This is a genomic window from Grimontia indica (assembly GCF_000333895.2).
In the GTDB taxonomy this organism is placed as follows: domain Bacteria; phylum Pseudomonadota; class Gammaproteobacteria; order Enterobacterales; family Vibrionaceae; genus Enterovibrio; species Enterovibrio indicus.
In genome coordinates, this window is sequence record NZ_ANFM02000055.1 from 18665 (window position 1) to 34362 (window position 15698).

16 protein-coding genes and 1 other annotated feature (1 of these 17 cut by a window edge) are annotated in these 15698 nt (G+C 51.1%); all 16 genes read right to left on the reverse strand.

The genetic code is table 11. From position 1 onward, the window contains the following. Nucleotides 1-61: 61 nt before the first annotated feature. Nucleotides 62-1282: an organoarsenical effux MFS transporter ArsJ gene (gene arsJ / locus D515_RS22935; protein WP_002542135.1), complete on the reverse strand. Its 1221-nt coding sequence runs from the start codon at nucleotides 1280-1282 to the stop codon at nucleotides 62-64. 54 nt (nucleotides 1283-1336) lie between these two features. After that, complete coding sequence (locus tag D515_RS22940) at nucleotides 1337-2338, reverse strand: ArsJ-associated glyceraldehyde-3-phosphate dehydrogenase (RefSeq protein ID WP_002542136.1); 1002 nt, start codon at nucleotides 2336-2338, stop codon at nucleotides 1337-1339. Nucleotides 2339-2350: 12 nt separating this feature from the next. Further along, nucleotides 2351-2692, reverse strand: coding sequence for a metalloregulator ArsR/SmtB family transcription factor (locus D515_RS22945; protein ID WP_002542138.1), 342 nt, complete (start codon nucleotides 2690-2692; stop codon nucleotides 2351-2353). A 146-nt stretch (nucleotides 2693-2838) separates the two neighbouring features. Next, complete coding sequence (pseI, locus tag D515_RS22950; protein WP_002542139.1) at nucleotides 2839-3891, reverse strand: pseudaminic acid synthase; 1053 nt, start codon at nucleotides 3889-3891, stop codon at nucleotides 2839-2841. After that, nucleotides 3888-5474, reverse strand: coding sequence for a UDP-2,4-diacetamido-2,4,6-trideoxy-beta-L-altropyranose hydrolase (gene pseG / locus D515_RS22955; RefSeq protein WP_002542140.1), 1587 nt, complete (start codon nucleotides 5472-5474; stop codon nucleotides 3888-3890). The genes pseI and pseG overlap by 4 nt, the downstream gene beginning before the upstream one ends. Further along, entirely contained in the window at nucleotides 5471-6172 is a 702-nt protein-coding gene (pseF, locus tag D515_RS22960; protein WP_002542141.1) for a pseudaminic acid cytidylyltransferase, read from the reverse strand. Before pseF ends, pseG begins: the two co-directional genes overlap by 4 nt. A 7-nt stretch (nucleotides 6173-6179) precedes the next feature. Then, nucleotides 6180-7328 carry a UDP-4-amino-4,6-dideoxy-N-acetyl-beta-L-altrosamine transaminase gene (gene pseC / locus D515_RS22965; RefSeq protein ID WP_002542143.1) on the reverse strand — a complete coding sequence of 383 codons (1149 nt, stop codon included), beginning with the start codon at nucleotides 7326-7328 and terminating at the stop codon, nucleotides 6180-6182. Beyond that, nucleotides 7325-8320: a UDP-N-acetylglucosamine 4,6-dehydratase (inverting) gene (gene pseB / locus D515_RS22970; protein ID WP_002542144.1), complete on the reverse strand. Its 996-nt coding sequence runs from the start codon at nucleotides 8318-8320 to the stop codon at nucleotides 7325-7327. The genes pseC and pseB overlap by 4 nt, the downstream gene beginning before the upstream one ends. A 152-nt stretch (nucleotides 8321-8472) precedes the next feature. Continuing rightward, on the reverse strand, nucleotides 8473-9105 hold the full coding sequence (gene hisIE / locus D515_RS22975) for a bifunctional phosphoribosyl-AMP cyclohydrolase/phosphoribosyl-ATP diphosphatase HisIE (RefSeq protein ID WP_002542146.1): 633 nt from the start codon (nucleotides 9103-9105) through the stop codon (nucleotides 8473-8475). After that, nucleotides 9102-9875 carry an imidazole glycerol phosphate synthase subunit HisF gene (gene hisF, locus D515_RS22980; protein ID WP_002542147.1) on the reverse strand — a complete coding sequence of 258 codons (774 nt, stop codon included), beginning with the start codon at nucleotides 9873-9875 and terminating at the stop codon, nucleotides 9102-9104. Before hisF ends, hisIE begins: the two co-directional genes overlap by 4 nt. Next, nucleotides 9857-10594, reverse strand: coding sequence for a 1-(5-phosphoribosyl)-5-[(5-phosphoribosylamino)methylideneamino]imidazole-4-carboxamide isomerase (hisA, locus tag D515_RS22985; protein WP_002542149.1), 738 nt, complete (start codon nucleotides 10592-10594; stop codon nucleotides 9857-9859). Before hisA ends, hisF begins: the two co-directional genes overlap by 19 nt. A 6-nt stretch (nucleotides 10595-10600) precedes the next feature. Continuing rightward, on the reverse strand, nucleotides 10601-11203 hold the full coding sequence (gene hisH, locus D515_RS22990) for an imidazole glycerol phosphate synthase subunit HisH (protein WP_002542150.1): 603 nt from the start codon (nucleotides 11201-11203) through the stop codon (nucleotides 10601-10603). Continuing rightward, nucleotides 11203-12270, reverse strand: a complete 1068-nt coding sequence (hisB, locus tag D515_RS22995; protein ID WP_002542151.1) for a bifunctional histidinol-phosphatase/imidazoleglycerol-phosphate dehydratase HisB — start codon at nucleotides 12268-12270, stop codon at nucleotides 11203-11205. Before hisB ends, hisH begins: the two co-directional genes overlap by 1 nt. A 24-nt stretch (nucleotides 12271-12294) precedes the next feature. Beyond that, the gene (hisC, locus tag D515_RS23000; protein WP_192815527.1) at nucleotides 12295-13335 is read right to left on the reverse strand and encodes a histidinol-phosphate transaminase; all 1041 of its coding nucleotides are present in this window, start codon (nucleotides 13333-13335) and stop codon (nucleotides 12295-12297) included. A gap of 19 nt (nucleotides 13336-13354) precedes the next feature. Then, complete coding sequence (hisD, locus tag D515_RS23005; RefSeq protein ID WP_002542154.1) at nucleotides 13355-14650, reverse strand: histidinol dehydrogenase; 1296 nt, start codon at nucleotides 14648-14650, stop codon at nucleotides 13355-13357. A 3-nt stretch (nucleotides 14651-14653) separates the two neighbouring features. Beyond that, entirely contained in the window at nucleotides 14654-15550 is an 897-nt protein-coding gene (gene hisG / locus D515_RS23010; protein ID WP_002542155.1) for an ATP phosphoribosyltransferase, read from the reverse strand. A 77-nt stretch (nucleotides 15551-15627) separates the two neighbouring features. Further along, nucleotides 15628-15698 (reverse strand) — a sequence feature (His leader region) (it continues 69 nt past the right edge of the window).

A 15698-nucleotide genomic window follows, 5' to 3' on the forward strand; every position in this document is an offset into this window, starting at 1 on the left:
CAAGTAAACGAAAGCCCGCAAGTGCGGGCTTTTTTGTGCTTATTGCAAAGGTCAACAGCCCCTAGATGATAGGTTCGTTTTTGGCCGTAGGCAGCCAAAACGAAATCACTGTGGTTGTCGCGAGGAAAGCGAAAGATACCCAGAGACATGCTGCAAACCCCCAGACCTGGAAAACCCACCCCGAGAGAATGGTACCAATCAAGCGTCCCATCGCGTTCGCCATGTAATAGAAACCCACATCCAGCGAAACGCCGTCACCTTTTGCATAACTAACAATCAGATAAGAGTGCAGTGAAGAGTTCACAGCGAACACCGCACCGAACACCATCAAGCCAACAATGATAACGGTTTCCGGATGCCACTGTTGTTGCACACTGATGGCGATGATTCCGGTGACGACGGAAAGCAACATAGCCCAATAAATTGCGGCTTTGCCATCCGGCGTTTTACCAGAAGCTTTACCTGTGATCTTCGGAGCAATCCCCTGAATAAAGCCATAGCCAATCACCCAAGTTGCCAGAAATGCGCCGACGGCACTGTGGTCCCAGCCAAAGGTGGTACCGAGATAGATGGGAAGGGCAATCACAAACCAGACATCACGGGCACCGAACAGGAACATACGGGCAGCAGACAGAATATTCACACTGCTGGATTTCGAGAATATCTCTGAGAACTTAGGCTTGGTTTTCGCTTTGCCCATGTCTGACTTCAGGAACAGCAGACTGCCGAAAAATACCAGCAGCAAGACACCTGCCATCGCAGCAACCGCAGATTGGAAACCAATCAAGGAAAGCAGTGCACCGCCCAGGAAGAAACCGGCACCTTTCAATGCGTTCTTAGATCCTGTGAGAATTGCAATCCACTTGTAGAGTGCGCCTTGTGCATCTTCAGGAACCAGTGTTTTGATTGAGCTCTTTGCGCTCATCTTATTGAGGTCTTTGGCTATACCGGACATGGCCTGCGCTGCCATTACCCAAGGAATGCTTAGCCAAGCCGTCGGGACTGCCAGCATGGCGAGCGCGACAATTTGCATGCCGAGACCAATGTTCATAGTTCGGTTGAGACCCAACCTTGCACCGAGCCAGCCGCCAATCAGGTTGGTCACCACACCAAAGAATTCATAGAAAAGAAAGAGTGAAGCGATTTCCAGACTGGAGTAACCCAGGTCATAAAAATAAAGCACCACCAACATGCGCAGTGCACCGTCGGTGATGGTGAAATTCCAGTAATTGAATGTCACCAGCATGTACTGGCGAACGTGGGAATTTAATTGAGACAGCATAACAACTCGCCCAAAAAAGAGCTGCGTTTGCAGCTCTTGATATCTCTTTTATGTTTATGCCAAGCCTACTTTGCGAACCAACTCTGCGGTGCGCGTTGCGTAGCCCATTTCATTGTCATACCAGGCGTAGACTTTCACCATGCGCTTTCCAACGACCATAGTCGAGAGGGCATCGACGATGGTAGAGCGCTGGTCGCCTTTATAATCGATAGATACCAGTGGGCGCTCTTCAAAGCCAAGAATACCTTTCAGCTCGCCTTCAGACGCTTCTTTCAGCAGGGCATTCACTTCTTCTGCGGTAGTGTCTCGCTTCACATCGAAGATGATGTCAGTCAGAGAGGCATTCGCCAGCGGAACACGGACTGCGTGGCCGTTAATTTTACCTTCCAGCTCAGGGAAGATTTCAACGATAGCTTTTGCTGATCCTGTGGTGGTTGGGATTAAACTCATGCCACAGGCGCGCGCACGACGAAGGTCTTTGTGCGGTGCATCCAGAATGGTTTGGGTGTTGGTGAGATCGTGAATCGTTGTGAAAGCAGATTGCTCGATACCCAGCTTCTCGTGAATCACTTTCACTACAGGAGCGATACAGTTGGTGGTGCACGATGCTGCGGTCACAATGCGGTGGACTTCAGGATCGAAGATGTTGTCGTTGATGCCCACAACAATGTTGGCAATACCGTCTTCTTTCACGGGTGCAGAGACAACCACGCGTTTAACGCCTTGCTCGAGGTATTGATTCAGAAACTCGGATTTACGGTGTACACCTGTTGCCTCGATAACAACGTCACAACCAGACCAATCGATATCACTGATGTTCTTTTGCTGTGTCGTGCGGATGGTTTTACCGTTGATCAGCATGGTATCGCTATCGGTGGAGACTTCATGGTGCCAGCGGCCCTGAACAGAGTCGAACTCCAGAAGGTGAGCCAGCGTCGCTGTATCGCCAGCGACATCGTTGATTTGAACAAACTCCAGTTCAGGCCAGTCGAATGCGGCGCGAAGTGCCAGACGGCCGATACGGCCAAAACCATTAATTCCTACTTTAATAGACATCTCAATTTTCCTCTAAACACAGCACTCTGGGCGAGATTTCATCTCCGAGAGACGCTGGATATCTTGCTGGTATTCTTGTTTAAGGCAGTTCGAATCGACCAGCCCCTGAATTTGTTTGCGCATCCAACCGGGAAGTTGGTCAGACAAGCGGTAAAACACCCATTGACCCTGGCGGGTATCCAAAATCACGCCGCTTGAACGAAGTTGTGCCAAGTGTCGGGAGATCTTTGGCTGGCTCTCGTTGAGTGCTTCCGTTAGCTCGCCCACGCAGATTTTTTCTTCCCGCGCGATTAGCAATAAACATCTCACGCGGGTTTCATCTGCGAGCAGTTTGAAAAACTGATGAGGTAACATTTGAATATCTCCATATGCGAATATCCATATATTAATTTCAATAAGGCATGAGTCAACAGGAAATAAGGTATGTCATGAAAGCTTCATATTTGGAGCTAGAACTAAGCAACAGAGTCTCTAGAACACTGTTGCTTGTTTGGAAATGGCTATTTGGAAATAAGTTCCCAATTAAGGGCAGTGCCTGCGGGAATATCTGAGAGCGCGATTCGTCCCATGACTGCGTCATAGTGCTTGGGCGCTAAACCAAACCCCGGACGAACGCTTCTCACGTTGTCTGGATTGAGGGTTTCACCTTTCTTGATGTCTTGAGCAACATAGAGGGAACGACGAAATTGCACATTGCCTTTCTCCGCTTCTTTAATTTGATAGCCTACTTGTCCCAATGCTTGCCACGCGGTTTCTGTGTCCCGACAGAGTGATGCCAGTTCATCAGGCTCCAGAGAAAAGGTAGAGTCTGGGCCTGGGTCATTGCGGCTCAGAGTGACGTGTTTTTCAATCACGGACGCGCCGAGCGCAACAGCAGCAACAGACACTGTTGTACCCAATGTGTGGTCAGACAGACCACCAATGACACCGAACTTCTCCGCGAGATCGGGAATGGTGCGCAGATGGCTTTGGGAAGCTGGGGCAGGGTAGGCGCTGATGCAATGAAGAAGCACCAATTGCCCACAACCATTGTCACGGGCAGTCGCTACCGCTTCGGAAATTTCATCACCGTTAGCCATGCCTGTGGAGATGATCATCGGTTTTCCGGTTTGCGCCACATAACGGATAAGCGGTAAATCGACCGCTTCAAACGACGCTATCTTGTAAGCGGGCGCATTGAGATCTTCCAGCAAGTCTACTGCTGTAAAATCAAACGGCGTACTGAACAGTGTAATGCCAACGTCGCGTGCTTTATCAAATAGAGGCTTGTGCCATTCAAAGGGCGTGTGTGCTTCTTGGTAAAGGTCATAAAGAGTGCGACCATCCCAGAGTCCGCCTTTGATTTGGAATTCGTCAGAATCGCAATTCAGGGTGATGGTGTCAGCGGTGTAGCTCTGCATCTTAATCGCATCAGCGCCAGCGCGTTTGGCCATTTCAATGGTCTGGAAAGCACGTTCGATGGAGCCGTTATGGTTTGCTGACATTTCAGCGATGATGTAAGGCTTGTGGTCTGGGCCAATTTTACGGCCATCGATGGTAATAAACGGGGTCATGATGCTGTGTTACCGTTCCAGTCTTCACGTGAAAGGAAGAAAGCAAAATAATCTTTGTCTCCCTCTGCTGTGATTAGGGTTTGCGTGTCCTTTTCCTTTGAAAAACCAAGCTTGTGGTGAAGGTAAAGGACTTTTGGATTGCTGCAAAGCACCCGGCTGCGAATACCTTCAAGCTCCAACTTATCAAAGCCTAGATGTAATGCTTCAAATAACAGCGTAAATCCAGTGCCTGAGGGCGCTTCAGGGGACTTATAAAACCCCCATTCTGCGGTGTTGGATTTCCTTTCAATCTCAGTGAAGGAGACCATGCCAACTGGCGTTCCCTCAGCGTGCCCAATAAAAAACTGTTTGGTGGCGTCAGTTGAAGCTTTGGCAAACCAACGCTCATGCTCCTCAGCGCTGATTTCATGTTGGGTAAACATCATCTCGCGAACGCCAGGGTCATTTCGCCAACCCCGAACCATGGGTAAGTCTTCGGTCGTCATGAGGCGAAATGTCATCTGACTATTTGTTTCAGGCGGACAAAATCTCTCCATGACTTCGACTACACGCTGAGCACCATTGCCATCGATGTCTGATTTTTCCAAGCGATAAGGCAAAGTTTTCCAATGTTCCGCCAGCCATTTCAGCTCATTGGCGTAATCGTGCTCGGTGGTTTTATCGCTGACACCAAGGTAACGATACAGACCGCTGGCCCCAAGGTGTTCGGCCATTTGACGTTGGTTTTCTGCAACGGAAACGAGGGTTCCCGGCACACCGAGACTGGCGCGTTCAATCGCGCTGACACCGGCACCGCCAAAAGCATATCGGCAGGCGGCGAGTTCAGCTTCGTAGTCGGGCAGGTTTTCAGAAAGCGTCACGAACTCCGGTAAAGGCAGCGACGCAATTTCATCTTTTCTCGGATTCGCTAACCCGTGCACAACATGCAGCCGGAAGGGGAGTGAATCGAAGTGTCTACTGGCGTTCAGAAGTTTAATGCATTCGCCACTTGGGTCTGTGCCACTGAAAAAAGCCAGTACGACATTCTTTAGCGCTGGAGGCTGTTGGCGAAGCTCGGAAAAGCGCGGACGCAGCAGGCCAAACTTTGGTCCCAGAAGTTGAGTACATTCCTTTGGCACAACCTGATGATAGCGGTTTTCAAAATCCGGCCATGGGTTGTGGTCTAAGAGCACATCACACTTGTGTTCGCGGTTAGCCAGATCGTCGATGGTAAAGATTCTGGCACCCGATGTACGCATCAGGTTTTGCCACTCGCTGTCGAGCGCATAATGATCCATGGCAATCCAGTCAGGCTTAAATCCTTCCAGTGCTGCCAAGCTTTCGTTTGCATCAGCTTCCTGTGTCACGCCAAGCCAGTGTTTGTAATCACCGGCATCGGGTAAGAAGGTTTCCTGAATAGTTTTCAGGGAAATGACATCGACACCCTGAGCTTTGCTGTAATCGATAAGGTTGCCTGTCAGAGGGCGGCTAAGAAGCACAACCTCATGGCCGCGCTCAATCAGCTTTTTTGCCAGCACCTGACAGCGCATGATATGTCCGGTACCAATCTGGCTGGAGGCATCGACGCGAATCGCAACCCTCATAGCTCTCCCCGCTGTTCAAGAATTTGATAGAGCATTTCAGCGCGGATCCAATCGTCGGGCTCATCGATATCCTGAACCCGGAAATGAGGGATCTGAACGGCTTTGGAATGTGGTGCGAAAATCGGTTTGCCGGAGAGGAAAGCGTCCGGCTTGCCCCAGTAGAACATCCCCGCATCGTGATATGCAGTCTCTAAATCCTGTGAGCGGGTGGAGAAATGCTCAGGCCAGAACATCTCCACATTGCCTTCGCCATTCATTCGGATACTACGCTGAATGGGGAATGAAAAGCGTGTGGCGGCGAAAGTGTACTGGGTCTGTTCTTTTTCCAATAGCGCAAGACCCTCTTCAAGATCCTTTGCGCGGGTAAACGGCACGGTGGCGTAAAGACAGCAGACCGAGCCCAATGGACGGGTGTCGTTCTCCTGAAGCCATTCGATGGCATGTTTGATCACGTCCAACGTTGTCGCATGGTCATTCGCGATATCTGCAGGACGAAGGAAAGGCACCTCTGCGCCATGTTCTTTGGCGACACCGGCAATATCCTCGCTGTCTGTCGAGACAATGATGCGGTCAAACAGGCCAGACTTTTTAGCGACATCAATGGCATAGGCAATGATTGGCTTGCCAATGAAGGTCTTGAGGTTTTTTCCCGGAATACGCTTACTGCCACCACGGGCAGGAATAATACAGACTTTCATTTCGTCCTCAGCGCAGCGCGTCAGCCAGTGCCTGAATCACTATGTCCTGCTCATCTTCCGTCATATCAAAGTAAAGCGGCAGGCTGAGCGCAGCTTGATAATAATGTTCTGCAGCAGGGAATTGTCCCCACTCAAATCCCAACTCGCGGTAATGCGGTTGGGTGTGAACCGGAATGTAATGCACGTGTACACCGATGCCTTTCGCGCGAAGTTCATCAAATACGCGGCGGCGGCAATCAGGTTCCGCTAACTGGATGACATACAAATGCCATGCCGATTTACTGGCGGGAAGTAATGTTGGTGTGGTCAGTGGCAGTGCCGACAGCTTTTCAGCGTAGCGATCTGCAAGTACTTGTCGGCGTTCTACAAATGCATCCAGTCTTGCCAGCTGAGAAGTTCCCAGCGCGGCTTGAAGATCGGTCATGCGGTAGTTGAAACCCAGTAACTGCTGCTCGTAGTACCAGGCGCCTTGGTTGCTGTTGACCAAAGATTCCAAATCACGCGTAACACCGTGGCTGCGAAGATTCTCCATCGCTTTGGCGAGCGCTGGATTATTGGTCAGCGCCATGCCGCCTTCTGCGGTGGTGATGATTTTTACCGGGTGAAAGCTGAAAACGGTGATATCGCTGTATTGGCAGTTACCAACATACTGATCCTGATATTTTCCGCCGATGGCGTGAGAGGCGTCTTCGATGATGCTGAAACCATATTGCTCGGAAAGCTGGTGGATAGCCTCCATATCGCAGCTTTGGCCGCACATATGTACCACGACCACAATATGCGGCAGGGTGTCTGTCAGCTTTGCGTGTTCCAGCTTCTCAGCTAAACGCTTTGGACAAAGGTTGTATGTGGCTGGATCGATATCGACGAAGTCGACATCTGCACCACAATACAAACCACAGTTTGCTGAGGCCACAAAAGTGTTGGGAGACGTCCATAGACGCTGACCTTTGCCAAGGTCCAGTGCCAAGCAAGCGATATGCAACGCGGAAGTTGCACTGTTCACGGCGACGGCGTGTTTGGCCCGGACTTTCTGAGCGACAGCATTTTCGAACTGAGTAACACGCGGCCCTTGAGTGATGAAGTCAGACGTTAAAGCGTCAACGACAGCATCGATATCGTCTTGGCTAATGTTTTGTTTGCCGTAAGGGATCATGCTTGTCGCTCAAATTCCAGGATCTGCTCGACGTTCAGAAAATCCGGGTTACTGCCTGAATGGTATTCAAAACCCGCCGCGACAGGCTCGCCTTTTTCGCCGAGAGGATTCACCGAATAGTCGTAATCAGCCGCATAGAATTTGATAGTTGGGCGCATCACATAGTGGCCAGCAAATTCCAACGTCAGATGAGAGTCATCACTTGGGCACATAATTTCATGCATTTTCTCGCCGGGACGAATACCAATCTCTTTCACCGGCAAACCATTACCGTAAGCGGTCGCTAAGTCCATCAAGCGCACTGATGGGATTTTCGGGACAAAGATTTCACCGCCTTGCATGCGCTCGAAGTTCTTCAGAACAAAGTCGACGCCTTGCTGCAAGGTAATCCAAAAACGGGTCATGTCAGGGTGGGTAATTGGCAGCGCATCTGCACCTTCTTCAACCAACTTTTTGAAAAACGGCACCACAGAACCACGGGAGCCCACCACATTGCCATAGCGAACAACGGCAAAGCGGGTTTGTCCGCCACCGGTCATGTTGTTCGCTGCAACGAAGAGTTTGTCTGAACAAAGCTTGGTGGCACCGTAGAGGTTATTTGGGCTGGCGGCTTTGTCAGTAGAAAGGGCGATAACCTTTTCGACCTTGTTAGCAATGGCTGCGCGGATGATATTTTCTGCACCGTGGACGTTGGTCTTGATGCATTCCATCGGGTTGTATTCGGCGGCAGGAACCTGCTTGAGAGCAGCTGCATGAATGACATAATCAACGCCATTCATGGCTTCCATCATGCGGCCAGCGTCGCGTACATCGCCGATAAAGTAGCGCATGCAAGGGTCATTAAACTCTTGCTGCATTTCGAATTGCTTTAATTCATCGCGCGAGAGAATGATGAGTCGCTTAGGCTTGTAACGCGCAAGGATGGTCTTGGTGTATTTCTTTCCAAATGATCCGGTACCACCGGTGATCAAAATCGACTTGCCGTTAAACATTTCAATCCTTAAGCATTAGTCTCAGTATCTGATTGAAATTTTAACTGATAGCGCCAATTTCGGTGGGAGAAAATTGCCTACACCGTGATTGGATGACGAAAAAAAAGGCAATCTCTTTCGAAATTGCCTTTTTCTGCGGTTTGCTTAGAAGCTTACTTGTGACGTTCCTTCAGCTTATTTGCTACATCTTCGAGCGAGAAGCCTTGGTCTTGCAGCAGCACCAGCAAGTGGTACATCAGGTCTGCAGACTCGTTGATTAGCTCCTCCTTATCGCCCGACGTCGCTGCAAGCGCGACTTCGACGCCTTCTTCGCCCACTTTCTGCGAAATGCGCTTGGTGCCCTTGGCATACAAGGACGCCGTATAAGACGTTGAAGGATCGGATCCTCGACGGGAAGCCAGCACCTGCTCCAATTGATGAAGAAACACCAGAGTAGGTTTGTTCGCGTCGTCTTCGCCCCAGCAGGTTTCAGTGCCAAGGTGACAGGTTGGGCCGATTGGGTCGGCTTGCACCAGCAGGGTGTCTTTATCGCAGTCCACAGCGATGTGCTTGAGACGCAGCACGTTACCTGAGGTTTCGCCTTTGGTCCAAAGACGCTCCTTGGTGCGAGAGAAAAAGGTCACTTGCTCGGTATCGAGCGTTTTTGCCAGCGCGTCCTGATTCATGTAACCCATCATCAGAACCTGTCCGCTCTGCGAGTTTTGGACAATGGCAGGTACCAAGCCGTCGACTTTTTCCCAGTCGATGCTTTCAGCGAGCGCCGCGTTTGATTGTGTCTGGCTCATAAGCGGATCTCCACGTCTTGTTGTTTTAAGTATTGTTTCAGTTCACCAATGTTGATGATCTGCTTGTGGAATACAGACGCTGCCAACGCACCGTCAACATTCGCTTTCTTGTAAGCTTCGGCAAAGTGCACCATTTCACCTGCGCCGCCCGAAGCGATCAGTGGGACGTGGCACACTTCGCGAACCATGTTCAATTGCTTGAGGTCGTAGCCGTTGCGTACGCCATCCTGGTTCATCATGTTCAGTACGATTTCACCGGCACCACGTTTTTGCACTTCCTGCACCCAGTCGCGGGTTTCCCATTGGGTTGCTTTGGTGCGGGTTTCATCACCCGTGAACTGATAAACCTGATACTTGCCTGTGTCTTTGTCGTAGTAGGAATCGATACCGACCACGATACACTGCACGCCAAATTTCTCCGCAAGTTCGGTGATGAGTTCTGGGTTAGCCAACGCAGGGGAGTTGATGGAGATTTTATCTGCTCCAAATTCCAGAATACGCTTAGCGTCCTCTGCGGTTTTAATGCCGCCAGCGACACAGAATGGAATGTCGATGACTTCTGCCACACGCGCGACCCAGCTTTTATCGACCACTCGGCCATCACTGGATGCGGTGATATCGTAAAACACCAGTTCGTCTGCGCCTTCAGCTGCATAACGTGCGGCCAGCGGGACGATATCGCCAATGATTTCGTGGTTACGGAACTGAACGCCTTTCACCACCTGACCATCGCGAACATCAAGACATGGGATTATCCTTCTTGCCAGCATGCGAATGCCTCCTCTGCAGTGAACTTGCCGTCCAGCAAGGCTCGGCCGACGATAACACCTGCGACGCCTGTGCCTTTCAGTGCTTCGATGTCAGCCAGTGAGCCGATACCACCCGAAGACTGGAACTGAACCTGTGGGTACGCTGCACACAAGTCTTTGTATAGATCGACGTTGGAACCAGCCAAGGTGCCGTCACGGGAGATATCAGTACACAGCACGTGCTTGAGACCAACCGTCAGGAAATCGTCCAGCAGCGCTTCGATGGTCACGCCAGAGTCTTCCTGCCAGCCGGAAACCGCAACCATGCGGTTGCCGTTGTCATCAATGTTGATGTCGAGCGCCAGCACGATTTGCTCGGCGCCGTATTTTTCCATCCAGCCTTTAACCAGTTCAGGTTGCTTAACAGCAGTAGAGCCAATGACAACACGTTTTGCGCCGGCACGCAGCAGCTCTACCACGTCGCTTTCTTTTCGCACTCCACCGCCAATTTGGATGTTGGCTGGTGTGCTCGCAATCAGCTTTTCAATCAATGGCAGCTGACGGGCAGAAGTATCTTTTGCTCCGGTCAGGTCTACCAAGTGCAGCCAGTTTGCGCCTGCGTTATGGTAAATCGCGAACTGTTCGCTTGGGTCAACTTTGTATTCGGTAACTTGTCCGTAGTCACCCTGATAGAGACGGACGACCTGCCCATCGATTAAATCCAAAGCGGGAATAATCATCCTTAATTACATCTCCAAAAAGTTCTTAATCAGTTGCGCACCAGCTTTGCTTGAGCGCTCAGGGTGGAATTGCACGCCGTAATAGTTGCCACTCTGCACTGCTGCGGTAAAAGGCTTGCCGTAGTCGCACTCACCAATGGTGTAATCACCAACTGGCATGGCGTAGCTGTGAACAAAATAGAAGTAGCTGTTTTCTGGAATGTCTTTAAACAGCGGGTGATTGTTCACAGGGGTCACCGTGTTCCAACCCATGTGGGGAAGCGGCAGCTCGCCGGTTTCCATCAGGCTGGTGTCGGCATCAACATGGCCGAGGCAGTTCACCTGCTCTTTGCCTTCCTGTGAGGATTTACCCAGAAGCTGCATACCAAGGCAAATGCCGAGAAGAGGCTGTTTGACTTCGCGTACCAGCGAAATCAGGTCGCGCTCTTCCAGGTTTTTCATCGCCTCGGACGCGGTGCCTACACCCGGTAGGAAGAGTTTATCTGCTGCCAGCACAACGTCTGGGTCGCGGCTGATCGTGACGTCGTAACCGAGGCGCTCAATCGCAAAACGCACAGAGCTGACGTTTGCACAACCCGTGTCGATGATGACAATCTTTGCATCGCTCATTACAGCACCCCTTTGCTGCTTGGCAGCTCGTTACCTTCTACGCGAATCGCCTGACGCAAAGTGCGGCCATAGGCTTTAAACAGGCTTTCCACGATGTGGTGTGTATTGTCGCCGTCTGATGACAAGTGCAGAGTACAGGCCATGGTGTCAGTCAGTGAGCGGAAGAAGTGCTCGACCATTTCTGTAGAGAGGTCGCCAACCTTGTCCTGAGAGAAGGTCGCTTCGAACTTGAGGTAAGGACGGCCAGACAAATCCAGAGCACATTGCGCAAGACACTCATCCATTGGCAGACTGAAACCGAAACGACCGATACCGCGTTTGTCACCCAGCGCTTCTTTCAGCGCCTGACCCAGCGCGAGCGCCGTGTCTTCTACTGTGTGGTGATCGTCGATGTGTAGGTCGCCATCAACCTCCACTTCCATACGGAAGCCACCGTGGGTCGCGATTTGATCCAGCATGTGGTCGAAGAAACCAAGGCCAGTGCTGATCTTATTGCCGCCAGTTTCGTCCAAGTTCACCGTGATTCGGATGTCCGTTTCTTTGGTGGTACGAACAACGGTTGCCACGCGAGGGTTGGTGGTCAAATCCTTCAGAATTTGCTGCCAGCCCATGGTTTCCGGGTTGTATTGAATACCGCGGATCGCCATGTTTTCAGCAAGCTGCAGGTCGGTCTGACGGTCGCCAATCACGGCAGAGGTTTTGAAATCCACACGGCCTTGCTGGAGGTAGTCTTTAACCAAACCAAGTTTTGGCTTGCGGCAGCTGCAATCTTCGTGGTCGAAGTGTGGGCAAATCAAAACGTCAGCAAATTTCACGCCTTGAGATTCGAAAATCTCCATCATCATGTTGTGTGGAGCGTCGAAATCTTCTTGTGGGTAGCTGTCAGTGCCCAGACCATCTTGGTTGGTCACCATCACCAGCTTGTAGCCAGCGTCTTGCAGTGCCAGCAGGGCAGGGATCACGAATGGCTCAAGCTTGAGCTTGTCGAGGCGGTCGACCTGAAAATCTACAGGTGGCTCAACAATCAGCGTGCCATCGCGGTCGATAAAGAGGATTTTTTCTTTCACTACAAATTCCTTTTGTTGCGCTCTTTATGCCAGTTGCTGGCGGATAAAGGTCAGGGTCTTTTCACACTCTTCGCGGTTGCCCACGCTGATTCGGATGCATCCTTCAATTGGCGAACGGCGCAAGATAATGCCGTTGTCCCAAAGGGCTGAGAACAGAAGATCAGCGTCTGGGAATTTCACCAGCAGGTAGTTGCCGTAGCCATCAAACACTTCCACGCCCGGCAGCATCGCAAGACCCGCCTGCAGATAAGCACGGTTGGCATTCAAATCCAGCACCTGATACTTCATGCGGGCAAGGCCTGCTTCGCTTAGCGCCTGTACAGCGATTTCAGTAACAGGCACTGGCACTGGGTATGGCGCAATCACTTTGGTCATCAACTGAATGATCTGCTGATTCGCCAGCGTGAAGCCACAGCGCAAGCCCGCTAATGCGAAAGCTTTTGACAGAGTACGAAGAATCGCAAGATTCGGGTAACGTACCAGCAGGTCCACAGTTGAGGCCTCTGGACAGAAGTCGATGTAGGCTTCGTCCATGACTACCAGCGCGCGGCCAGCCGTCATTTCCAGTAGCGTTTCAATATCGTCGCGGTTAATCAGGTTACCGGTCGGGTTGTTTGGGCTACACACAAACACCAGTTTGACGCTATCAAGATTCTTTTCGATTTCCGGCAGATTCAATTGCCACTCATCGGTCAGTGGCACTGTTTTGCGCACAACACCGGTTGTTTCTGCGCTGATGGCATACATGCCATACGTTGGTGGGCAGAACAGAATGCTGTCTTCACCGGTTTCACAGAATGTACGGATCAGCAGTTCGATGCTTTCATCTGCGCCACGAGAGGTGAGGACCTGCTCAGGGCGAACACCTGCGTAGTCTGCGTAAGCACGGATCAGTTCTTCAGGCTGACAGGTGCTGTAGCGGTTAAGGCCAGCGCCATTGATGGTGTATTCGTTGTTAAATGGTGATTCGTTAGCATTCAGCCAAACATCACCAGAACCACCCAGTCGGCGGGCGGACATGTAAGGGGTCAGTGCCTGAACGTCCTTACGGGCTAATTTTTCAATGTCCATTGCTTCCCCTTTATTATTTTTTGTTATTGAGTTTTTCAACACGAAGGGTCACGGCGTTTCGGTGCGCATCCAGACCTTCAGCGTTGGCCATCGCAACGACTGTCGGGGCCAATGCTTGCAGGCCATCAGATGACAACTCTTGTACTGTCATGCGCTTGCTGAAATCGGCAAGGCCAAGGCTCGAGTAGGTGCGCGTATAGCCGTAAGTTGGCAGCACGTGGTTGGTGCCAGATGCGTAATCGCCAACAGATTCCGGTGACCATGCCCCCAGGAAAATCGAGCCTGCGTTATCCAGCAGTGGCAGCAATTCACGTGGGTTCTTGGTCTGGACAATCAAGTGCTCAGGACCGTAGTTGTTTGAAATCGCAACACACTGGGTCAGGCTGTCTGCAATGATGATGATGCTAGAACCCAGTGCCTGGCTTGCGATGTCAGCGCGGCTCAATACCCTGAGCTGGGCTTTGACGGCATCGGCCACTTTCTCTGCCAGCACTGGCGACGGTGTGACAAGCACAACCTGAGAATCTGGGCCATGTTCAGCCTGACTCAGCAAATCTGCAGCAACGAAATCCGCATCAGCATCTTCATCTGCAATCACCAACACTTCAGAAGGGCCAGCCGGCATATCAATCGCTGCACCTTGGTGATCATTGCTGACCTGACGCTTAGCTTCGGTCACGAAGGCGTTACCCGGACCAAAAATCTTATCAACCTTGCTTACGGTCTCAGTGCCGTAAGCCATGGCTGCAACAGCCTGCGCGCCACCGAGGTTGTAGACTTCATCGATGCCACAAAGCTTGGCAACGTAAAGAATTTCATCAGCGATTGGCGGTGGCGAACAAAGCACCACTTTACGGCAACCGGCGATTTGAGAAGGCACACCCAACATCAATACGGTTGATGGCAGCGGCGCGCTGCCACCTGGAATGTAAAGACCAACACGGTTAATCGGGCGGGTCACCAGCTCACATACTACACCCGGCATAGTTTCTACCGTCAGTGGCTCTGCTTTTTGCGCTTTGTGGAAGCAAGCGATGTTGTCATAAGCCTGTTTGAGTGCTGTTTTGATTTCTTCACCCAGACGAGCTTCCGCCGCATCGATTTCGCTCTGTGAAACCTGAATATTCTCAGGCAGCACTTTGTCGAATTTCTCTGTCAGCGCTTTCAGCGCAGCATCACCGCCAGTGCGGACTTGTTTGATCACGCCTTCAACGGCTTCAGTGATTGATGCACTTTCAGAGATAGCAGGGCGCTCAAGCGCTTTCGCCTGCTGTGTATCACTGAGGGATTTCCAAACCACTGTTTTCATGGCTTACTCCATCATCTTCTCGATTGGCAGCACCAGAATGGAGCTCGCACCCAAGGCCTTCAGTTTTTCCATGGTTTCCCAGAACAGGTTCTCGGTACTCACCAGGTGAACAGCGACACGTTGTTTGTCGTGTGCAAGAGGCAGGATAGTTGGGTCTTCTGCGCCTGGCAGCAATTCAACCACTTGCTCCAAGGTTTCGCTTGGCGCGTGAAGCATGATGTATTTCGATTCTTTTGCTTGGATAACGCCCTTGATACGGGTCAGCAGGCGTTCAATCAGTGCAGTTTTGTCTGCGTCGAATTCACCCATGCGCTGAATAAGTACCGCTTTAGAGCGGAAGATAACTTCTGCTTCTTTCAGGCCGTTAGCTTCCAGCGTTGCACCTGTAGACACCAAATCACAGATAGCATCTGCAAGACCGGCGCGCGGCGCGACTTCAACAGAGCCGTTTAACATACAAGTGCTGAATTTAACGTCTTGTTTGTCGAGGTAATCTTTGAGGATATTTGGATAAGTCGTGGCAATACGCTTGCCAGCCAGATCCTGTGGGCCGTTGTAAGTTTTGTCTTTATCGATAGCGACAGACAGGCGGCAGCCACCAAAGTCGAGACGACGAAGCTTCACGTACTCGTTTGGCTCGCCCAGTGCAACGCGCTCTAAACGCACTTCTTCGAGTTCGTTTTCGCCGATAACACCCAAATCAACCACACCATCCATGATGAGGCCTGGGATATCGTCGTCACGTACCAGCAGCAAATCGATTGGCATATTCTCGGCGTGAACGATCAGACGGTCGCCGGAAAAGTTAATTTTCACACCGCAGCGCTTGAGCAGTTCGTGACACTCTTTCGCAAGGCGGCCTTTTTTCTGAATGGCAATTCTTAGACGTTCTGTTTGCATGATCTATTCCCTGTATCTTTTTCGCTATGACGACTTCCCGTTTCCTTAAAGTGTCATCGCAATTTTTTGAATCCTAAAAGTAAAAACCCCCGGAAGGTTCGCTTCCGGGGGTCTGAATCTTGTGTTCGCTTTGATGACCGGTGGAAGA